Raw genomic sequence first — 19,584 nt, 5'->3', positions numbered from 1 at the left:
TTTCAAAAGCTTGTGCATATGCGAACGCGTGACCCACAAGACATTAAAACAGGGCGGAACCTTCGTGGTGGAGCCCCGCCGTCTTCCCAAGGCGGCCGTCGAAGACCGCAAGGGCTTCCAGGAAATCTACGCGCGTCCGGCGCAGACCGCCGCGGAGGCGCAGGCCTCGCGCTGCACCGACTGCGGCGTGCCCTTCTGCCAGAACGCCTGCCCGCTTCAGAACAACATTCCCGACTGGCTGCGCCTGTCCGCCGAGAACGAGGCGCGCGAGGCGTGGCGCATCGCGTCCTCGACCTCGACCATGCCCGAGATCTGCGGCCGCATCTGCCCGCAAGACCGTCTGTGCGAGGGCTCGTGCACCCTGAACCAGTCCGGCTGGGACGCCGTGACCATCGGCTCGGTCGAGGCCTGGCTGGGCGACACCGCCTTCGAGAACGGCTGGGTCGATCCGATCCGACCGGCCGCCGAGCGCGGCGAGAGCGTCGGGATCATCGGCGCGGGCCCGGCGGGCATGGCGGCGGCTGACCGCCTGCGCTCCGAGGGCTATCAGGTCACCGTCTACGATCGGCACGACCGGGCCGGCGGCCTGCTGATCTACGGCATTCCCGGTTTCAAGCTGGAGAAGCGCGTCGTGCAGCGCCGGGTGGATCGCCTGGCCGAGGGCGGCGTCCAGTTCGTGCTGGGCTGCGAAGTCGGCAAGGACGTGACGCTGAGCAACCTGCGCGACCGCCATGACGCCGTGCTGCTGGCCATGGGCGTCTATCAGCCGCGCATCCTGTCGGCGCCCGGACGTGGCGCGGACTCGACCGTTGCCGCGCTGGAGTATCTGACGCACCAGAACCGCCGCGACCTGGGCGACGCCGAGGACGACGGCTGGCACATGGCGCGCGGCAAGAAGGTCGTCGTCATCGGCGGCGGCGACACGGCCATGGACTGCGTCCGTACCGCCGTGCGCCAGGGCGCCGAGCAGGTGACCTGCCTGTACCGCCGCGACCGCGAGAACATGCCAGGCTCGGACCGCGAAGTGACCAACGCCGAGGAAGAGGGCGTCGTCTTCGAATGGCTGGCTTCGCCCAAGGCGCTGCTGAGCCAGGGCGATGTCGTGACCGGCGTGCGCGCCGCGCGCATGGCCCTGACCGAAGCGGCGCCCGGCGAGCGTCGAGGGATCATCCCCGTGCCCGGCGGCGACTTCGACGTGGCCGCCGACATGGTGATCGAGGCCCTAGGCTTCGAGCCCGAGCCGTTCGCGGCGCATGAGCCCAACCTGACCCTACGGGGTGACGGCACCATCAAGGTCGGCGCCGTGTCCTTCGCCACCAGCCTGCCGGGCGTGTTCGCCGCCGGCGACGCCGTGCGCGGCGCCTCCCTCGTCGTCTGGGCCGTGCGCGAAGGCCAGGACGCCGCCGCCCAGATCGACCGTATGTTGCGTGCCCGAACCGAGGAGGTCGCCGCGTGAGCGACTGGTTAGAACAATACGAAACCACCCGCGACCGTCTGGAAGCGGGCAACGCCTACGACCGTTCGTCGGAGCGCGACGCCTGCGGCGTCGGCCTGGTCTGTTCGATCGACGGCAGCCCGCGCCGGGACGTCGTGGAATATGCGATCAAGAGCCTGAAGGCCGTGGCGCACCGCGGCGCCGTCGATCCCGACGGCCTGTCCGGCGACGGCGCCGGCGTGATGGTCGAGCTGCCGCAAGCCTTCTTCGCCGAACAGGTCGCGGCCATCGGCCAGACCAAGCGTCCCGGCCCCGTCTGCGTCGGACAGATCTTCCTGCCGCGCACCGACCTGGGCGCGCAGGACCGCGCCCGCGCCATCGTCGAGACCGAGGCGCTGCGCTCGGGCTTCTGGATCTACGGCTGGCGCCAGACGCCGGTCGACCTGTCCGTCGTCGGGACCAAGGCCGGCGCGACCCGGCCCGAGATCGAGCAGATCATGCTGGCCCCGCCGCTGGATCAGGCGGGCGAACCGCTGGACGGCGAGGCGCTGGAGCGCGAGCTGTACTTGTGCCGTCGCCGCATCGAGAAGGCGGTCCAGTCGGACGGCGTTCCGGGCGTCTACATCTGCACCCTGTCGGCGCGCTCCATCGCCTACAAGGGCATGGTCCGGGCCGAGCTGCTGGGGAACCTGTATCCCGATCTGGAGGATGCGCGCTTCACCTCTGCCTACGCCGTCTTCCACCAGCGGTATTCGACCAACACCTTCCCCGAATGGAAGCTGGCCCAGCCCTTCCGCATGCTGGCCCACAACGGCGAGATCAACACGCTGAAGGGCAACCTGAACTGGATGAAGTCGCACGAGATCCGCATGGCGGCCGGCGCCTTCGGAGATCGCGATCAGGAAGTGAAGCCGGTGGTCCAGCCGGGCGGGTCCGACTCCGCCGCGCTCGACAACGTCATGGAGGTGCTGGTCCACGCCGGTCGCCCCGCGCCGATGGCCAAGGCCCTGCTGATGCCCGAAGCCTGGGCCAAGGGCGACGACGTCATGCCCGCCGAACATCAGGCCTTCTACGCCTACTGCAACGCCGTGATGGAGCCGTGGGACGGCCCGGCCGCCATCTGCGCCGCCGACGGCCGCTGGATCGTGGCGGGCAAGGACCGCAACGGCCTGCGCCCCCTGCGCGCGGTCGAGACCGTCGACGGGCTGCTGATGGCCGGTTCGGAAGCCGGCCTGGTGCCGATCCCCGAAAGCCGCGTGAAACGCCGCCTGCACATCGGCCCCGGAAAGCTGATCGCCGTCGATCTGAAGCATGGCCGCGTCTATGATGAGCACGAGGCCATCGACGCCCTGGCCGAGGCCCACCCCTACACGGAGTGGCTGGACAACATGGTCGATCTGGAGCCGCTGATCGGCCCCGGACCCGAGCCGCGTTCGGCCTCCGGCGAGGCGCTGACGCGCCGCCAGATCGCCGCCGGTTTCAGCCGCGAAGACCTGGACCTGCTGCTCGACGCGCTGGTGCGCGACGGCAAGGAGGCGGTCGGCTCAATGGGCGACGACGCGCCGCCGGCGGTGCTGTCGGCCCTGCCCCGCCCGCTGGCCCACTACTTCCGCCAGAACTTCAGCCAGGTGACCAACCCGCCGATCGACCCCCTGCGGGAAGCCGGCGCCATGAGCCTGAAGACCCGGTTCAAGAACCTGGGCAACATCCTGGCCCAGGAAGAGGCCCAGACGAACGTCTTCGTCCTGGACAGCCCCGTGCTGACCAACGGCATGTATGAGCGGATGCTGGACACGGTCGGGGCCGGCGCCACGACGGTGATCGACTGCACCTACGACGTGCCCGGTGACGACGCGCGTCCGGGCGTGGCCTTGCGTCAGGCGCTGGACCGCATCCGCGACGAGGCGGAGGCGGCCGCACGGGGCGGATCGGCCCTGATCGTCCTGACCGATGAACGCGCTCGGGCCGACCGCCTGGCCGCGCCGATGATCCTGGCCACGGCCGGCGTGCACCGCCGCCTGACCGATCAGGCGCTGCGCTCCTTCTGCTCGATCGTCGTGCGGACGGCCGAGACCCTGGATCCGCACGGGTTCGCGGTTCTGGTCGGGGTGGGCGCCACCACCGTCAACGCCTGGCTGGCGCAGGACCTGTTCCAGGAGCGTCTGGACCGGGGCCTGTATCCCGGCCTGTCGCTGCGCGACGCCTGCCTGAACTACAAGGCCGGCATCGAGGCGGGGCTGCTGAAGACCATCGCCCGCAAGGGCATCTCGATCATCTCCGCCTATCGCGGCGGCTGCGAGTTCGAAGTGCTGGGCCTGTCGCGCGCCCTGACCGCCGAGTTCTTCCCCGGCGCCCCGTCGCGCATCTCCGGCATCGGCCTGGCCGGTCTGGAGCAGGCGGCGCTGAAGCGGCACAAGATGGCGTGGGGCGAGGCCCAGCCCGTCCCGTCCATGGGCGGCTTCTTCAAGATCCGCGCCGGCGGCGAGGCCCACGCCCACGAGGCCAAGGCCATCCACCTGCTGCAGGACGCCTGCAATCGCGGCGACTATCGCCGGTTCAAGCAGTACACCGACCTGCTGAGAGATCAGCCGGACTTGAGCCTGCGCGACCTGCTGGACTTCAGCACCGACGTCACGCCGGTGCCGCTGGATCAGGTCGAGAGCGTCTCGGACATCCGCAAGCGCTTCCTGACCCAGGCCATGTCGCTGGGCGCGCTGAGCCCTGAGGCCCATGAGACGCTGAACATCGCCATGAACCGCATCGGGGCCCGCTCGGTCTCCGGCGAGGGCGGCGAGGATCCGGAACGCTACCACCCGCGTCCGAACGGCGACGACGCCAACTCGGCGGTCAAGCAGGTGGCGTCCGGCCGGTTCGGCGTCACGGCCGAATATCTGAACCAGTGCCGCGAGATCGAGATCAAGGTGGCCCAGGGAGCCAAGCCCGGCGAGGGCGGCCAGCTGCCCGGCTTCAAGGTCACCGAGTTCATCGGCCGGATGCGCCACGCCGTGCCCGGCACGACGCTGATCTCTCCGCCGCCGCACCACGACATCTATTCGATCGAGGATCTGGCGCAGCTGATCTACGACCTGAAGGCGATCAATCCCGACGCCCGGGTCACGGTGAAGCTGGTCTCGGCGTCGGGCATCGGCGCCATCGCCTCGGGGGTCGCCAAGGCCAAGGCCGACGCCATCCTGGTGGCCGGCCACAACGGCGGCACCGGCGCCTCGCCGCAGACCTCGATCAAGCACGCCGGCCTGCCGTGGGAGATCGGCCTGGCCGAGGCCCATCAGGTGCTGACGCTGAACAACCTGCGCGGTTCGGTCGTGCTGCGGACAGACGGCGGTCTGCGGACCGGCCGTGACGTGGTCATCGCCGCCCTGCTGGGGGCCGAGGAATACGGCATGGGCACCACCAGCCTGATTGCGATGGGCTGCCTGATGGTGCGCCAGTGCCATTCGAACACCTGTCCGGTCGGCATCTGCTCTCAGGACGAGCGCCTGCGCGAGAAGTTCACCGGCACGGCGGACAAGGTCGTCAACCTGGTCACCTTCATCGCCGAGGAAACCCGCGAGATCCTGGCCCAGATCGGCGCCCGGACACTGGACGAGGTGATCGGCCGGACCGACCTGCTGCGCCAGACGCGCCGCGGCGGCTCGCACCTGGACGACCTCGACCTGAACCCGCTGCTGGTTCAGGTCGAACGCGGCGCGGCCGGCAAGTGGGCCGACAAGGCCGCGCGCCATCCAATCGACGAAAGCCTGGACGCCCGCGTCCTGAAGGACGCCGTGCGCTTCCTGGATCGCGGCCAGACGCTTGAGCTGAGCTATCCGCTGAACAACACCCAGCGGACGGTGGGCGCGGCGACCTCCTCGGCCATCGTGCGCCGCTTCGGTCCACAGGGGCCGACCGGCCGTCTGCGGCTGAAGCTGGAAGGCATCGCCGGCCAGAGCTTCGGCGCCTTCGCCGCCAAGGGTCTGGAGCTGCACCTGACGGGCGAGGCTAACGACTATGTCGGCAAGGGCCTGTCGGGCGCCGAGATCTCGGTGCGTACGCCCGAGTGGCGCGAGAACCAGCTGATCTGCGGCAACACCACCCTGTACGGCGCGACGTCGGGCCGGCTGTTCGTGGCCGGCATGGCGGGCGAGCGCTTCGCCGTGCGCAACTCCGGCGCCGAAGCCGTGGTCGAGGGCCTGGGCGCCCACGGCTGCGAATACATGACCGGCGGGCGCGTCGTGGTGTTGGGTCCGGTCGGGTGGAACCTGGCGGCGGGCATGAGCGGCGGCGAGCTGTTCGTCTATGACGCCGACGGCTCGGCAGAGCGCGCGCTGAACGGCGATCTCGCCGGAGTGGCGGACATCGACGACGAGGCCGAGGCGCGACTGAAGGACCTGATCGAGGCCCATCTGGCGGCCACCGGATCACCGCTGGCGCGGCGTCTGCTGTCGGATTGGCGTCACACCCTGTCGCGTTTCGTACGCATCCTGCCCCAGACCATGATCGTCCGTGAACCGCAGAGACTTGCCACGCCCGCCTGATCGCGCATGACTGTGGTTCAGTTGAATCCTCCCCTTCGACCGAGCTCCCAAATGATCCGTGCGCGCACGCTCCTGGCGACCTGTCTGGCCCTGATGGGCCTGACACTGACAGGCCTGGCCTCCCCTGCCCTTGCGCAGGGCGCCCCGGCGCTCCTGGCGCACCAGGCGCCGCTGGCCATCGACGGGGCGGCGACGGCGTGGATCCTGACGTCCACGGCGCTGGTCCTCTTGATGACCCTGCCGGGTCTGGCGCTGTTCTACGGCGGCATGGTCCGCAAGAAGAACATCATCGGCGCCATCGCCCATTCGACCGCGGCCCTGGCCATCGTGACGGTGCTCTGGTTCATCGTCAGCTACAGCCTGTCATTCGGCTCCGGCCCCGATGCGATCAACGGCTTCATCGGCGGGGTGCAGGCCGCCTTCCTGAACGGCGTCACGCCGCAGACGGCGCACAGCCTCCTGCCCGGCCTGCCCGAACTGCTGTTCATCAGCTACCAGCTGACCTTCGCCATCATCACCCCGGCCCTGATCGCCGGCGCCTTCGCCGAGCGGATGAAGTTCTCGGCCGCGCTGCTGTTCTTCGCCCTGTGGCACCTGATCGTCTATGCGCCGATCTGCCATCAGGTCTGGGGCGGCGGCTACCTGGGCGGCCTGGGCGTGCTGGACTTCGCGGGCGGTGCGGTGGTGCACGTCAACGCGGGTGTGGCGGGCCTGGTCTGCGCGCTGGTTCTGGGCCCGCGCCACGGCTACGGCCGGGACAACATGGCCCCGCACAACCTGGTCTATACGGCTATCGGCACAGGCCTGCTGTTCGTCGGCTGGCTCGGTTTCAACGCCGGTTCAGCGGGCGGCGCGACCGACCTGGCCGCCACAGCCGCCTTCAACACCTTGCTGGCGCCCGCCGCCGCGGCCCTGGGCTGGCTGGCCATCGAATGGTTCGAGCGCAAGCGCCCCACCCTGCTCGGCCTGTTCTCCGGCATCGTCGCGGGTTTGGTCGCCATCACCCCGGCGGCCGGCTTCGTCGATCCCAAGGGCGCCTTCTTCATCGGTCTGATCGCCGGCCCGGCCTGCTACGCCGGCGCCGTCTGGCTGAAGCGCGCGCTGAAGTATGATGACAGCCTGGACGCCTTCGGCGTGCACGGCATCGGCGGCATCGTCGGCGCCCTGCTGACCGGCATCTTCGCCAGCGCCGCCTTTAACCCGCTCGGCGAAGGCGCGACCATCGTGAAGCAGGCCATCGGCCTGGTCGCCGTCATCGCCTGGAGCGCTGTCGGCACCTTCGTCGTGCTGATGATCTGCAAATACACCACCGGCCTGCGCGTTACCCGCGAGCAGGAGATCGAAGGCCTGGATTACACCCAGCACGGCGAGACCGTGCACTAAGGGACGCTAGTTCAGCTTTTCGGGCTCGGGCGGCAGTTGGGGCAGCGGCGCGCAAGGCACGCCATCGTCCTTCAGCTTCCTGACCTCGGCGGGCGTGGCCTCGCCGTAGATCTCGCGCTTCTCGCTGCGGCCCTCGTGGATGTCGCGCGCTTCTCGGGCGAAGCTGTCGCCGACGTAGTCGAAGTTCTGCTCGACGTGGCTGCGGACCTCGCGGGCCGCCTGCATCATCATCGACTGCATCTTCGCCCGCATCTCGAGGCCTGCGTCAGCTTTCTTCGTGCCCGCGACGTTGGGGGCCATGATCTGCTTGGCGACCTGTCGCGAACCGCAGAAGGGGCATTCTACCAGCCCGCGCGCCGCCTGGTCGTCGTAGTCCGACGAGGAGCCGAACCAGGCCTCGAAGCCATGATCCTGGTCGCATTGAAGGGCGTAGCGGATCATCGAACTGGGTCGAACTCTCGGTCGTGGCGCAGCGACGGCACCGCCGCCCGCGCGCGGGAGACCGCGTCCATATCCAGCGTGGCCGTGAGGACGCAAGGCTCGTCGTGGTCGGCCTTGGCCAGCACCTCGCCCCACGGCCCGACGATCATCGAGCGGCCCCAGGTGCGGCGCCCGTCCTCGTGCTGACCGCCCTGGGCGGGGGCCAGGATAAAGCAGCCGGTCTCAATGGCCCGGGCGCGCAGGAGGGTCTCCCAATGCGCCTCGCCGGTCTGGACCGTGAAAGCGGCGGGAACGGCGATCATCTGGGCGCCCGCCTTGGCCAGTTGTCGGAACAGGTGCGGGAAGCGGATGTCATAGCAGATGGCGAAGCCCAGCCGGCCGAAGGGCGTGTCCACCACCCGCGCGCCATCGCCGGGTCGGATGGTCGAACTCTCGCGATAGGTCTCGCCGTTGGGAAGGTCGACGTCGAAGACGTGCAGCTTGTCGTACCGGCCGACCACCTGGCCCGTATCGTCGATCAGAAGCGAGCGGTTGGCCGCCCGCGCATCGCCGTGATGGCCCGACGCCACGATGGCGGAGCCGATCAGGATCCAGACGCCAAGCTCCGCAGCCAAAGCGCACAGGCCCATGACCGCCTCATCGGCATCCTGGCCGACCACCGCGTCTGCGCGCCGGTCGCGCCGCTGCTCCAGCAGATTGGAGCCTTCGGGCGTCAGGACGAATGTCGCGCCGCCCGCCGCCGCCTGCCGCACCAGCGGCTCGAGATGCGCCAGACCTCCGGCCGCCGTCGCCGGCGTCCGGGTCTGGATCAGTGCGATATCGACCGTCGTCACCTAGGCCTGCAGCAGGGGGTCCAGCCCCCCGCGGCGATCCAGGGCGTGGATGTCGTCCGAACCGCCGACGTGCTTTCCGTCGATGAAGATCTGCGGGAACGTCGCCTTGCCCCCCGACCGCTCCATCATTTCGGCCTTCTTCTCCGGATCGTTGGACGCGACGATCTCGGTGAAGTCGACGCCCTTCTTGGCCAGCAGGCCCATGGCCATCGAGCAGTAGGGGCAACCGGGTTTGGTGTAGATGACGACGTCGGCCAAGGCAGGGCTCCGAAAGGCTGTTTGTGATTACATAGGCAATTGTCGCGCCGTTCGCACCCGCGCCACGACCGCCAGATCGACGGCGCGGGCGCCGGCCTCCAGCAGGGCCTTGGCGCAGGCCTCGCCCGTCGCGCCCGTGGTCAACACGTCGTCGATCAGAAGGATGCGGCGGCCCCGCACGCGACGGGCGCCCGTCGAGGTGACGGAAAAGGCGCCGCGCACGTTCTCGCGCCGCCCCCGGCCGCTCTTGCCGCCCTGGCTGTCGGTGCGCCGTGCACGAACCAGGGCGTCGGCCAGATAGTCGCGGCCGGCCATGACGGCCAGCGGCCGGGCGATCTCCGCGGCCTGATTGAAGCGGCGGGCCAACAGGCGCAGCGGGTGCAGAGGGATCGGCGCAATGGCGTCCGCCGCCTCGATCAGTTCCGCCGCCGAACGGTGGATCCAGCGGGCGAAGACGGGCGCCAGCGGTTGGTGATCGCCATGCTTGAACCGCAGCACCAGACCGCGCGACGCGTCATCATAGACGCAGGCCGCCCGCGCCCGCTCGAACGCATAGGGCTTGGCCAGGCATGCGGCGCAGCGGCTCTCGGCGAACATCCCGCCGTCGAATTCGAACGCCGCGCCGCAACCGTCGCAGACCGGCGCCTCCAGGAACGCGACTTGCCGCCAGGCGTCGGCTTCCAGCGACGCGCCCGCCCGCCCCGCCTCCATCGGCGGCGGCAGGATCAGGTCGGCGCAGGCGCGACCCCATCCGGCGGCGACCGCTTTCAAACGCGCGCCCAAATCCCCATCATGGCCCGACATGACCGCCGCCCCCCCTCGTCTGTTCGACCCCGTCCGCCGCCTGGCTCGCCTGAAGCGGTCCAAAGCCCGGTTCGGCGACGCCGACTTCCTGCACCGCCGCGCCGCCGACAACGCCGTCGACAGCCTTGAGGCGATCCTGCGCGACTTTCCCGTTGTGGTCGAGCTATCCGCGCACCCGGGGCCCTTCGCCGCGCGACTGGCCGAGAGCGACGCTGCGTCGCGCGTCGGCCCGGCGCAGGTGATCGGCGACCTGGCCGCGCGCGCGGGACCGGGCGAAGCCGCCCTGCCGCTGGTGGATGGATCGACGGATCTGATCGTGTCGCTGCTGTCGCTGCACTGGGCCAACGATCTGCCCGGCGCCCTGGCCCAGATCCGGCGAGCGCTGAGGCCGGACGGCCTGTTCCTCGGCGCCCTGTTCGGGGCGGGGACGCTGAAGGAGCTGCGCGGCGTTCTGACCGAGGCGGAGCTGGAGTTGCGCGGCGGGGCGCAGGCGCGGGTGTCGCCGTTCGCGGACGGCTATGACGGCGCGGGCCTGCTGCAGCGGGCGGGGTTCGCCCTGCCGGTGTCGGACGTGGACCGGGTGACGGTGCGCTATCGATCCCTGCCGGCGCTGATCGCGGACCTGCGGGCCATGGGGGAGACCAGCGGTCTGGCCGGACCGGTGCGCCCGCTGTCGGCGGCGGTCCTGACCCGTGCGGCCGAACTCTATGCCCAGCGTCACGCCGAGCCCGACGGCCGCCTGCCCGCCACCTTCGAGATCATCCACCTGGCCGGCTGGGCCCCGCACGAAAGCCAGCAGAAGCCGGTGCCCAGGGGCTCGGCCAAGATGCGTCTGGCGGACGCGCTGCACGTCCGGGAGCAGGGGCGGAACTAGAAGCCCGCCCTCGGCGCCCCGTCATCCTCGGACTTGATCCGGGGGTCAGGCGCCGATCGTGCTGATGATCGGATGTCTCAAGGCGCGAGGTTTCAGCCGTCTCTGAACGCTCACCAGACACCATGATCGTCGGATCAAGTCCGAGGATGACGACGTGGGAGGGGCGGCTGACTAGCCCCCCATCGCCGCCCGCAGGGTATTCATCGCCGTGTTGAAGATGCCGCTGGACGTGCCGCCGAAGGCCGTCAGCGCGCCCAGGATGACCAGAAACATCAGCGCCAGGATGAGGCCGTACTCGATGGCGGTGGCGCCGCTTTCATCGCGGGCGAAACGGGCGATCAGCCTTCGCATCGGCGCCCTCCCCCAGGCGTCAGAGCAAGTCGCGCAGCCAGGCGACCAGCGGTTCATCGGCGGGCGGCATGGGATAGTCCGACAGTGCGTTCGGCTTCACCCAGGCCAGGGCCGCGTGCTCTTTCGCCACGACCATGCCGGACCAGCGCCGGCACAGGTATAGTGGCATCAACAGGTGAAACGAATCGTAAGCGTGGCTGGCAAAAACGAACGGCGCCAGGCAGGCCTCGTTCACATCGATGCCCAGCTCTTCCTTCAACTCGCGGATCAGGGCCGCTTCCGGCCGCTCGCCCGACTCCACCTTGCCGCCGGGGAACTCCCACAGTCCGGCCAGCGACTTGCCCTCCGGCCGTTTGGCGATCAACACGCGACCATCCACGTCCACCAGGGCGACGGCGACGACGAGGACGGTTGGGATGGTCATCAGAAGGCTTGGCCAAGATATCGCAATGCTGAGACCTAGACGGTCTCTTCATCGAAGGCATAGAGGACAGTTGCGCGCCGGTCGAAGAAGATGCGGTAGACCACATCGTCCAGTGGACGTCCCATGCGTGGAAAATCGGTCAGAGCCTCACAGCGTCGGCGGATGTCTTCGACGAACCGCAACGCAGCTCGCGGTGAGTCCTGAGCGATGACATCATAGGCCATCGCAAAATCGAACTCGGCGCTGGGCAGAAATACGAGCCGGCGGCTCAAGCCTGGTCCCGCTTCAGGCGCGCCTCATGACGCGCGAGCAGGTTGAGACCAAGCTGCTCAGACGTCAGCGGCGGCCGGGGGTCGGCCAGCGCCTTCTCATGCTGACGCCGCGCCCAGGCGATGGCTTCGGGAGAGGGATTGTCGCTGTCCAGGTCATCCCACAGCGCCTTGCCGACGAAAGGGCTCGTCTCATCGGCATATGGGTCGACTTCAGGCTTAGGCTTGGCGCTCATGCCCCGCAACTTACCACGAAATCAGCTGCGATAGTCGCCGTTGATCTCGATGTAGCCCTTGGTCAGATCGCAGGTCCAGACGGTCGCCGAGGCGCGGCCTGAGCCGACGTCGACGGTGATCTCGATCTCGGGGCGCTTCATGTATGCGCTCATCTTGGCCTCGGAGTAGTTCGGGGCCGGGGCGCCGTCGATGGCGGCCTGATTGGGACCGAACTTGATGGCCAGACGGTCTCGGTCGACCGGTTCCTCGGTCTTGCCGACCGCCATGACGACACGGCCCCAGTTGGCGTCCTCGCCGGCGATGGCGGTCTTGACCAGGGGGCTGTCGGCGATCGACTTGGCCAGCTTGCGGGCCGAGGCCGGGCTGGCGGCGCCGTCGACCGTGATCCGCACGAACTTGGTCGCGCCCTCGCCGTCGCGAACCAGCTGGTGCGCCAGGTTCAGCATCACCTTATCCAGCGCGGCCGAGAAGTCCTTCAGCCGCCGGTCGCCGACGCGCGTGATCCTCGGCGCGGCCGAGGCGCCGGTGGCGAACATCAGGCAGGTGTCGTTGGTCGAGGTGTCGCCGTCCACCGTCACCGAGTTGAAGGTGGTGCGGACGTGCAGCCCCAGCAGCGCTTTCAGCACCGGCGGAGAAATGGCGGCGTCGGTGACGATGAAGGCCAGCATGGTCGCCATGTCCGGCGCGATCATGCCCGAGCCCTTGGCGATGCCGGCGATGCGCACCTTGGCGCCGTCGATCTCGCATTCAGCGACCGCCCCCTTGGGGAAGGTGTCGGTCGTCATGATGCCGCGCGCGGCGGCGATCCACTGCTCGGCCGGGGGCGTGTCGCCGTCCAGCGCGGCCTCGACGGCGTTCAGCCGGGCGGCGATCTTCTTGTCGTCCAGCACCACGCCGATGACGCCGGTGGAGGCCAGCATGACGTCGCGCTGGCGACAGCCGATCCGCTTGGCGACCTCAGAGGCGGTGCGCCGGGCCGCATCGGCGCCCGGCTTGCCGGTGAAGGCGTTGGCGCAGCCCGCGTTGACCACCAGAGCCCGCACGTCGCCGCCGCCATCGGCCGCGTCCAGATGCCGGCGGCACCAGTCGACCGGCGCCGAGCCCACCTTGTGCTTGGTCAGGACCCCGGCGCAGGTCGTGCCGCGCGCGAAGCGGAACACCACAAGGTCGTCGCGTTCGTGCTTGTAGAAGCCGGCCTGGGCCGTCGCGATGTCGACGCCGCCGATCGGCTTGAACTTCGGCAGTGGGACCGCCAGCGGCGAGATCGCCAAGCCCGGCTTGCCGGCGGCGGGCGGCGGGGGGGGCGCGTCCGCCTTCGGCTTGGCTTGCGTCGCGCCCTTGATGGCGGTGGCGAGCGGATCGAGCGCCTTTTCGATGGCGGATTCGATCTTCTGGCCGGCGCGGGTCACACGATTGGGCGTGCGCGTCATTGGGCGGGCGTTCCGGCGGGGGCGGGCTGAGCGACCTGCGACGGCGGGGCGGCGGCGGGCGCCGAGGCGGGCTCCTGCGCCGGGGCCGCGCCGTCGGCCGACAGCATGACATCGACCTTGGCCTTGCCGCGCAGTTGCTCCAGCAATCGCCGCACGCCTTCATAGGTCAGATAGCGCACGATCTGGGGGCGGGCCTGCTCCAGCGTGGGCGGGCTTTCCTTGCGGCGATCCTCGACGCGCAGGACGGCCCAGCCGCCTTCGGTCTGGAACGGGCCGACCGTAGAGCCGGCAGGACGGTCGCGCAGGGCGTTGGCGTAGGCCTGGGGCATGACGTCCAGCGTCGAATAGCCCAGGTCGCCGCCCGAGAAGCGCGTCGCCTCATCCACCGACCGCTCCATGGCGACGGCCTCGAAGCTGGCGCCCTGACCCAGGATGCCGATGACGGCGTCGGCCTCGGGCTTGGTGCGCGACAGGATCAGGCGCACGCGGATCTCTTCCGACGTGCGGGCCAGGCGCAGCTGCTCTTGATACAGCGTCTGCACCGCCTGGTCCGAAATGGCGCCGTTCACCACGGTCTCCACCAGCATGTCGCCCAGGATGCGTTCGCGCGTCGCCTGCAGCCGGCGCTCGGCCAGGGGGGAGTTGTCCAGGCCCCGCCGCTCGGCCTCGCGCGCCAGCAGCTTCTGGTCGATCACCTCGTCCAGGACGCGGCGGAACAGGTCGGAGGTGACATCCAGCGGCTCGCCTTCGCCGATCAGCCCCTGCGCCACCGCCTCGCGCTTGACGTCGGAGGCCCAGATCGTCTGGTCCTGCACCTTGGCCACCGCACGATCGTTCGGTTCGGGCGCACGCTCGTCGCCGCCACCGCGTCCGCAGGCGGTCAAGACCAGAAGGCTGGCCATCAAAATCGAGGCGATGCGGCTGTTTGGCGTCATGCGGCGTCGCTCCATAAGCGGCCCGGAAAGCCCCGGCGCGCGGGGCTGTGAAAGCCCCTTGCGTTGACAGGGATAGGGTCGGTGCTTAAGTCCCGCCTGCGCCCAAGTCGAGGGGTTTTCGATCGTTCGCGCGGCCCTCTTGCTCCGTCTTTCGGGCGTCGGGCCGCCCTCGGTTCGGACCTCTCAACGGCGTTTGATCGCCGCCCTTTCGGGACCTGTCCCTTCGCCTGCCCAGAGCCCGCATCCTCGCTGCTCGCGCACGTCCACCGGTAAACTTCCCCATGCTCGGCTTCGCCAGGAAAATCTTCGGGTCCTCCAATGACCGCAAGGTCAAGGACTTCATGGGCCAAGTTCAGGCCATCAACGCTCTGGAGCCCAAGTTCGCGGCGCTGAGCGACGATGAGCTGCGGATGATGACCCAGGCCTTCCGCGACCGCCTGGCGGCGGGCGAGAAGCTGGACAAGCTGGTCAACGAGGCGTTCGCCGTCGCCCGCGAGGCGTCCAAGCGCGTCCTGGGCCAGCGCCAGTACGACGTGCAGCTGACCGGCGGCATGATCCTGCACGAAGGCGGCATCGCCGAGATGCGCACCGGCGAGGGCAAGACCCTGGTCGCCATCGCCCCGGCCTATCTGAACGCCCTGACCGGCAAGGGCGTGCACGTCATCACGGTCAACGACTATCTGGCCAAGCGCGACGCCGAATGGATGGGCCGCGTCTATCGCTTCCTGGGTCTGGACGTCGGCGTGATCGTGAACGGCCTGAGCCAGGGCCAGCGCCAGGCGGCCTACACCGCCGACATCACCTACGGCACCAACAACGAATTCGGCTTCGACTATCTGCGCGACAACCTGGTCTACGACCGGTCCGAGATGGTGCAGCGCCCCCACAACTTCGCCATCGTCGACGAGGTCGACTCCATCCTGGTCGACGAGGCGCGCACCCCGCTGATCATTTCCGGCCCGACCGAAGATCGGTCCGAACTCTACAAGATCGTCGACGGCCTGGTGAAACAGCTGATCGTCGACAAGGCCACCTACGACCTCGACGAAAAGCAGAAGCAGGCGCTGCTGAGCGAGGAAGGGTCCGAGAAGATCGAGCAGATGCTCGAAAAGGGCGGCTACTTCGCCGCCGACACGACCGACCTTTACGACGCGGCCAACGTATCGCTGGTGCACCACGTGAACCAGGCGCTGCGGGCCAACACCCTGTACCAGCGCGACAAGGACTACATCATCAAGGGCGGCGAGGTCGTCCTGATCGATGAGTTCACGGGTCGCATGATGACCGGCCGGCGCCTGTCCGAAGGCCTGCACCAGGCCATCGAGGCCAAGGAAGACGTCAAGGTCCAGCCCGAGAACCAGACCCTGGCCTCGGTCACCATCCAGAATTACTTCCGCCTCTACGAAAAGCTGTCGGGCATGACCGGCACGGCCGCCACCGAGGCGCAGGAGTTCAACGACATCTACAAGATGGACGTGCTGGAGGTTCCGACCAACCGCCCGATCCAGCGCATCGACTACGACGACGAGGTCTATCGGACCTTCGCCGAGAAGAATCAGGCCATCGCGCACCAGATCGCCGACTGCCACGTCAACGGCCAGCCGATCCTGGTCGGCACCGTCTCGATCGAGAAGTCGGAGCAGCTGTCGGAACTGCTGAACACCTACGCCTACGAGGTCGAGAAGCGGACGCTGAAGCCCGAGCACCGGGCCATCGGCGACGCCATGCGTTCGGACGACGAAAAGACCCGCTTCGCCGCGCGCAAACAGTTCAACGCCCTGAAGCCCGACGCCTTCGACATCGAGACGGTCAAGGGTCGCGGCATTCCGCACAGCGTCCTGAACGCCCGCCAGCATGAGCTGGAAGCCTACATCGTCGCCGACGCGGGCCTGCCGGGGGCGGTGACCATCGCCACAAACATGGCCGGCCGCGGCACCGACATCCAGCTGGGCGGCAACCTGGAAATGCGCGTCGCCAAATGGCGGCTCGACCAGCGCAACCTGGCGGTCGCCGTCACGCCTGAGATGGAAGCGGCCGAAGAGGCGCGCCTGAAGGCCGACATCGCCGTCCAGAAGGAAAAGGCGCTGGCCGCCGGCGGTCTGTTCGTGCTGGGCACCGAGCGTCACGAAAGCCGCCGGATCGACAACCAGCTGCGCGGCCGCACCGGCCGTCAGGGCGATCCCGGCACGTCGAAATTCTACCTGTCCTGCGAGGACGACCTGCTGCGGATCTTCGCCGGCGAGCGTCTGGACTCGATCATGCGCTCCTTCGGCGTGGCCGAGGGCGAGGCGATCACCCACCCCTGGCTGAACCGCGCCATCGAGACCGCCCAGAAGCGCGTCGAGACCCGCAACTACGACATCCGCAAGAACCTGCTGAAGTACGACGACGTCGTGAACGACCAGCGCAAGGCCGTGTTCGAGCAGCGCCAGGAGTTCATGGACGCGACGGACCTGTCCGAACTGGTCGCCGAGTTCCGCCGTGATGTGATCTCGGACCTGGTCGAGCGTTACATGCCGCCCAAGGCCTATGCCGAGCAGTGGGACATCGCCGGTCTGGACGAGAAGGTCCGTGGCGAGCTGGGCCTGGAGCTGCCCCTGGCCGACTGGGCCGCCGAGGAAGGCGTGTCCAACGAAGAGATCGAGGAGCGTCTGGTCGAAGCGGCCGACGCCCGCGCCTCCGAGCGCCTGGGCGTGCTGGGCGAGGAGCGTACGCGCGGCCTCGAGAAGCAGTTCATGCTGCAGATGATCGACATGAAGTGGCGCGAGCATCTGGTCCACCTGGACCACCTGCGCGGCGTCATCGGTCTACGCGGATACGGCCAGCGCGACCCGCTGAACGAGTACAAGACCGAGGCCTTCAGCCTGTTCGAGACCCTGCTCTACGAACTGCGCCACGATGTGACGCGCTGGCTGATGACGGTGGAGTTCCGCTTCGAGGCCCCGCCCGAACTGCCCGAGTTCCAGGAGATTCACCTGAACCCGGGCACCGGCGAGAACGAGATGGCCAACCCCGGCGCCCAGCTGCCCGAACAGGCGCTGGAGGGTGACGCCCGCAGCCGCCTTCCGGTCGAGATGCTGCCCGCCGGCTGGCAGAACACCGGCCGCAACGCCAACTGCCCCTGCGGTTCGGGCCGCAAGTTCAAGCACTGCCACGGCGCGCTGGTCTAAGGCTGGGCCGCCCTCTTCCTCTGGGAGAGGGCGCGCTGCGTGCTAGACATCGGGCTATGACCTACAAGCCCCTCTTCTCGCGCGCCCTGGGCCTGGCGCCCGGGCGACTGCATTTCGCGGCGCACAGCCATCACCTGTGGCCTGACGCCAGCTACGAGGCGCAGGGCCGGGCGTGGGACGAAGCGAACCGGCACGCGGATCGCAAATGGGATTTGGTTTTCGGCGAGGTTCTGCCCGAGGCGCAGCGTCATGTCGCGGCCGAACTGAACCTGCCCGACCCCGACAGCGTCGTCTTCGCGCCCAACACGCACGACTTCCTGGTCCGCCTCCACTCCGGCTTCGGCCGGCGCCCGGTGCGCATCCTGTCGACGGACGGCGAGTTCCACAGCTTCCGGCGTCAGGCCGACCGCTGGGTCGAAGCCGGCCAGGCCGAAGTCCACCGCGTGCCGCTGGAGCCGTTCGACACCTTCGCCGAGCGGTTCGTCGAGGCGGCGCGGGGGGGCGCATACGACTGGATCGTTGTCAGTCAGGTCTTCTTCCGCACAGGCGGCCTGTTCGACCGGATCGAGGATCTCGCGGCGCTGGCGCGGCCCGAGGGGCCGTGGGTCCTGGTCGACGGCTACCACGGCTTCATGGCGACCCCGACCGATCTGAGGGCCGTGGCGGACCGCGTCTTCTACGTTTCCGGCGGATACAAATACGCCATGGCGGGCGAAGGCGCGTGTTTCCTTCACGCGCCGCCGGGGTTCTGCGAGCGACCGGTCGTGACAGGCTGGTTCGCCGAGTTCGGCGACCTGGCTGGTCCGCCGGGCGGTGTCGGCTATCGCACCGACGGCGGCCGGTTCTGGGGCGCCACGATGGATTTCACCGCCCTCTACCGTCTGAACGCGGTGCGACGGATGCTGGACGAGGCCGGGTTGAACACGGCCGCCGTCGCCGACCATGCGCGCGGCCTGGCGGCGCGGCTCCAGTCGGCCTTGCCTGAAGCAGGCGAACTAGCCGGCGCAGAGGTGCTCAATTCTGTCGAAGGCGACGCGCCGCGCGCGCGCTTCCTCGCCCTGCGACACCCGGACGCCCAGCGCTGGCGTGCGGCCCTGCTGGCGGCCGAGATCGTGACCGATGTGCGGGACGACGTCATCCGCTTCGGCTTCGGCCTCTATCAGGACACGGCGGACGTCGACCGGCTGGTCGACGCCTGCCGCCGCGCCCTGCCCGCCTGAAGGATCCCGACCTAGAAGAAGGTCGTGTCGTCCGACTTCTGCGGGGCCGGAGCGGACGGGGGCGCCGACGGCTGGGTCGGTCGAGACGGCCGCGGCGTGGCTTGACCGGGCTGGGCCGGCGAACCGGGCTGGACCTGGCCGGGCAGCGCCGGAACGGGCTGCGTCTGGCCCGGCTGCATCGGCGGCGTCTGGCCGGGGATCGGAGGCAGGTTAGGATAGGGCAACGTCTCGGGGCTGCCGTCGCCGGGCGTGACCGCGGGGGGCACGGGCGCGTCCTGCGCCGTCACGGGGTCGATCCGGTCCGGCGCGCCGAGGTCGTCGCGGATGAAGGTCCACGACCGGCTGTCCGAACAGGCGCAAGCCTTCAGGAAGCCTTCGCGATCGCGCCACAGGATGATCGGATAGCGCGGCTGGATGCCCGCTCCACTGAGCAGTTCGTTCAGGCGGTTGTTGAACTGCCGGCTGGCGTCGACCACGGCGCGGCGGGCCAGGTTGCCGTCGGCCTGCGGAATCCCCGCGGCCGTCCAGTTGCGGGCCGGGGTGGCGGTCCAGCGTTGGTAGAGCGTCCAGTCCCGCGTCAGCCACAGCTCGGCGATCGTGGCGCGCTCGGCGGGGGTGGACTGGGCTTGGCCTTCGCGGTCGTCACGGGCGAACAGGATGACGCGCGTCTCGACGCCCCCAGCTCGCAGCTTGGGCGTCTCCTCGCGGTCGTAGCGCATGGTCGAGGCGCTGTCGCGATAGCCGACGACATAGAGCGGCTGCCCTCCTCCGCCGTCCGACACCCACGAAGCCTCGTCCAGCAAGCGCTGGATTTCGGCCTGGTTGCGGGTGATCGTCACCGGCTGGAACCGGGCGTAGAAGTTCCAGTAGGCCCAGTAACCACCCCCGGCGAGGATCAACCCCACCAGGGCCGCGAGGGCCGACCAGACTAGAAAGCGACGCATCAGGCTCTGGCTCCAGCTTCACCGTTCCCGTCGTTAACGCC

General features: G+C 69.1%; 17 protein-coding genes. 6 read left to right on the top strand and 11 right to left on the bottom strand.

The features are described from left to right. Positions 1–28 precede the first annotated feature (28 nt). The 3 genes from ASG17_RS03865 (at position 29) to ASG17_RS03855 (ending at position 7,353) form a co-directional block, all read left to right on the top strand. The gene (locus tag ASG17_RS03865; protein WP_056099446.1) at positions 29–1,456 is read left to right on the top strand and encodes an NAD(P)-dependent oxidoreductase; all 1,428 of its coding nucleotides are present in this window, start codon (positions 29–31) and stop codon (positions 1,454–1,456) included. Further along, positions 1,453–5,970: a glutamate synthase large subunit gene (gltB, locus tag ASG17_RS03860; protein WP_056099443.1), complete on the top strand. Its 4,518-nt coding sequence runs from the start codon at positions 1,453–1,455 to the stop codon at positions 5,968–5,970. Before ASG17_RS03865 ends, gltB begins: the two co-directional genes overlap by 4 nt. 93 nt (positions 5,971–6,063) lie before the next feature. After that, positions 6,064–7,353 (top strand): ammonium transporter, encoded by a 1,290-nt coding sequence (locus tag ASG17_RS03855; RefSeq protein ID WP_056103043.1) that lies wholly within the window; start codon positions 6,064–6,066, stop codon positions 7,351–7,353. A 6-nt stretch (positions 7,354–7,359) separates the two neighbouring features. Here the strand turns inward: ASG17_RS03855 and ASG17_RS03850 are convergent, their stop codons facing one another. Genes ASG17_RS03850 through ASG17_RS03835 form a run of 4 tightly spaced genes read right to left on the bottom strand, consistent with a single transcriptional unit; the run spans position 7,360 to position 9,689 of the window. After that, complete coding sequence (locus ASG17_RS03850; RefSeq protein ID WP_056099440.1) at positions 7,360–7,794, bottom strand: DUF1178 family protein; 435 nt, start codon at positions 7,792–7,794, stop codon at positions 7,360–7,362. Then, a complete protein-coding gene (locus ASG17_RS03845) occupies positions 7,791–8,627 on the bottom strand; it encodes a carbon-nitrogen hydrolase family protein (RefSeq protein ID WP_056099437.1) in 837 nt (278 codons plus the stop codon). The genes ASG17_RS03850 and ASG17_RS03845 overlap by 4 nt, the downstream gene beginning before the upstream one ends. Beyond that, positions 8,628–8,885, bottom strand: coding sequence for a glutaredoxin 3 (gene grxC, locus ASG17_RS03840; RefSeq protein ID WP_056099434.1), 258 nt, complete (start codon positions 8,883–8,885; stop codon positions 8,628–8,630). It abuts the gene before it with no gap. A 27-nt stretch (positions 8,886–8,912) separates the two neighbouring features. Beyond that, positions 8,913–9,689, bottom strand: a complete 777-nt coding sequence (locus ASG17_RS03835) for a ComF family protein (protein WP_056099431.1) — start codon at positions 9,687–9,689, stop codon at positions 8,913–8,915. Between ASG17_RS03835 and ASG17_RS03830 the strand changes: the two genes are divergently transcribed. Then, entirely contained in the window at positions 9,688–10,563 is an 876-nt protein-coding gene (locus ASG17_RS03830; RefSeq protein WP_056099430.1) for a methyltransferase domain-containing protein, read from the top strand. The two genes, ASG17_RS03835 and ASG17_RS03830, sit on opposite strands and share 2 nt — an antisense overlap. Before the next feature lie 171 nt (positions 10,564–10,734). Here the strand turns inward: ASG17_RS03830 and ASG17_RS03825 are convergent, their stop codons facing one another. Genes ASG17_RS03825 through ASG17_RS03800 form a run of 6 tightly spaced genes read right to left on the bottom strand, consistent with a single transcriptional unit; the run spans position 10,735 to position 14,209 of the window. After that, positions 10,735–10,914, bottom strand: coding sequence for a Flp family type IVb pilin (locus tag ASG17_RS03825; protein WP_056099427.1), 180 nt, complete (start codon positions 10,912–10,914; stop codon positions 10,735–10,737). A gap of 19 nt (positions 10,915–10,933) precedes the next feature. After that, positions 10,934–11,338 (bottom strand): (deoxy)nucleoside triphosphate pyrophosphohydrolase, encoded by a 405-nt coding sequence (locus ASG17_RS03820; protein ID WP_056099425.1) that lies wholly within the window; start codon positions 11,336–11,338, stop codon positions 10,934–10,936. A 35-nt stretch (positions 11,339–11,373) separates the two neighbouring features. After that, the gene (locus ASG17_RS03815) at positions 11,374–11,610 is read right to left on the bottom strand and encodes a type II toxin-antitoxin system RelE/ParE family toxin (RefSeq protein WP_056099422.1); all 237 of its coding nucleotides are present in this window, start codon (positions 11,608–11,610) and stop codon (positions 11,374–11,376) included. Beyond that, positions 11,607–11,843, bottom strand: a complete 237-nt coding sequence (locus ASG17_RS03810; protein ID WP_056099420.1) for a hypothetical protein — start codon at positions 11,841–11,843, stop codon at positions 11,607–11,609. The genes ASG17_RS03815 and ASG17_RS03810 overlap by 4 nt, the downstream gene beginning before the upstream one ends. A gap of 21 nt (positions 11,844–11,864) precedes the next feature. Further along, the gene (gene argJ, locus ASG17_RS03805; RefSeq protein WP_056099418.1) at positions 11,865–13,274 is read right to left on the bottom strand and encodes a bifunctional glutamate N-acetyltransferase/amino-acid acetyltransferase ArgJ; all 1,410 of its coding nucleotides are present in this window, start codon (positions 13,272–13,274) and stop codon (positions 11,865–11,867) included. After that, positions 13,271–14,209, bottom strand: coding sequence for a peptidylprolyl isomerase (locus tag ASG17_RS03800; protein ID WP_156367720.1), 939 nt, complete (start codon positions 14,207–14,209; stop codon positions 13,271–13,273). The genes argJ and ASG17_RS03800 overlap by 4 nt, the downstream gene beginning before the upstream one ends. Before the next feature lie 281 nt (positions 14,210–14,490). Between ASG17_RS03800 and secA the strand changes: the two genes are divergently transcribed. Together secA and ASG17_RS03790 are read left to right on the top strand one after the other, a co-directional pair. After that, positions 14,491–17,379: a preprotein translocase subunit SecA gene (gene secA / locus ASG17_RS03795; protein WP_056099412.1), complete on the top strand. Its 2,889-nt coding sequence runs from the start codon at positions 14,491–14,493 to the stop codon at positions 17,377–17,379. Between the two features lie 56 nt (positions 17,380–17,435). Continuing rightward, positions 17,436–18,599 (top strand): aminotransferase class V-fold PLP-dependent enzyme, encoded by a 1,164-nt coding sequence (locus ASG17_RS03790; RefSeq protein WP_082496099.1) that lies wholly within the window; start codon positions 17,436–17,438, stop codon positions 18,597–18,599. A gap of 11 nt (positions 18,600–18,610) precedes the next feature. Here the strand turns inward: ASG17_RS03790 and ASG17_RS03785 are convergent, their stop codons facing one another. Next, positions 18,611–19,543, bottom strand: a complete 933-nt coding sequence (locus tag ASG17_RS03785; RefSeq protein WP_056099406.1) for a hypothetical protein — start codon at positions 19,541–19,543, stop codon at positions 18,611–18,613. Between the last annotated feature and the right edge of the window lie 41 nt (positions 19,544–19,584).

Origin of the sequence: Brevundimonas sp. Leaf363, assembly GCF_001424025.1 — a bacterium.
Classification (GTDB): domain Bacteria; phylum Pseudomonadota; class Alphaproteobacteria; order Caulobacterales; family Caulobacteraceae; genus Brevundimonas.
The sequence above is the reverse complement of the archived record's forward strand: the minus strand, read 5'-3'. Positions and strand labels throughout refer to the sequence as shown.

Bases quoted from the DNA above. Each gene is read 5' to 3' on its own strand.
- ASG17_RS03820 (WP_056099425.1), bottom strand. From the start codon at position 11,338: ATGACCATCCCAACCGTCCTCGTCGTCGCCGTCGCCCTGGTGGACGTG.
- ASG17_RS03855 (WP_056103043.1), top strand. From the start codon at position 6,064: ATGGGCCTGACACTGACAGGCCTGGCCTCCCCTGCCCTTGCGCAGGGC.
- ASG17_RS03790 (WP_082496099.1), top strand. From the start codon at position 17,436: ATGACCTACAAGCCCCTCTTCTCGCGCGCCCTGGGCCTGGCGCCCGGG.
- secA (WP_056099412.1), top strand. From the start codon at position 14,491: ATGCTCGGCTTCGCCAGGAAAATCTTCGGGTCCTCCAATGACCGCAAG.
- ASG17_RS03830 (WP_056099430.1), top strand. From the start codon at position 9,688: ATGACCGCCGCCCCCCCTCGTCTGTTCGACCCCGTCCGCCGCCTGGCT.
- ASG17_RS03825 (WP_056099427.1), bottom strand. From the start codon at position 10,914: ATGCGAAGGCTGATCGCCCGTTTCGCCCGCGATGAAAGCGGCGCCACC.
- ASG17_RS03850 (WP_056099440.1), bottom strand. From the start codon at position 7,794: ATGATCCGCTACGCCCTTCAATGCGACCAGGATCATGGCTTCGAGGCC.
- argJ (WP_056099418.1), bottom strand. From the start codon at position 13,274: ATGACGCGCACGCCCAATCGTGTGACCCGCGCCGGCCAGAAGATCGAA.
- ASG17_RS03785 (WP_056099406.1), bottom strand. From the start codon at position 19,543: ATGCGTCGCTTTCTAGTCTGGTCGGCCCTCGCGGCCCTGGTGGGGTTG.
- ASG17_RS03835 (WP_056099431.1), bottom strand. From the start codon at position 9,689: ATGTCGGGCCATGATGGGGATTTGGGCGCGCGTTTGAAAGCGGTCGCC.
- ASG17_RS03810 (WP_056099420.1), bottom strand. From the start codon at position 11,843: ATGAGCGCCAAGCCTAAGCCTGAAGTCGACCCATATGCCGATGAGACG.
- ASG17_RS03800 (WP_156367720.1), bottom strand. From the start codon at position 14,209: ATGACGCCAAACAGCCGCATCGCCTCGATTTTGATGGCCAGCCTTCTG.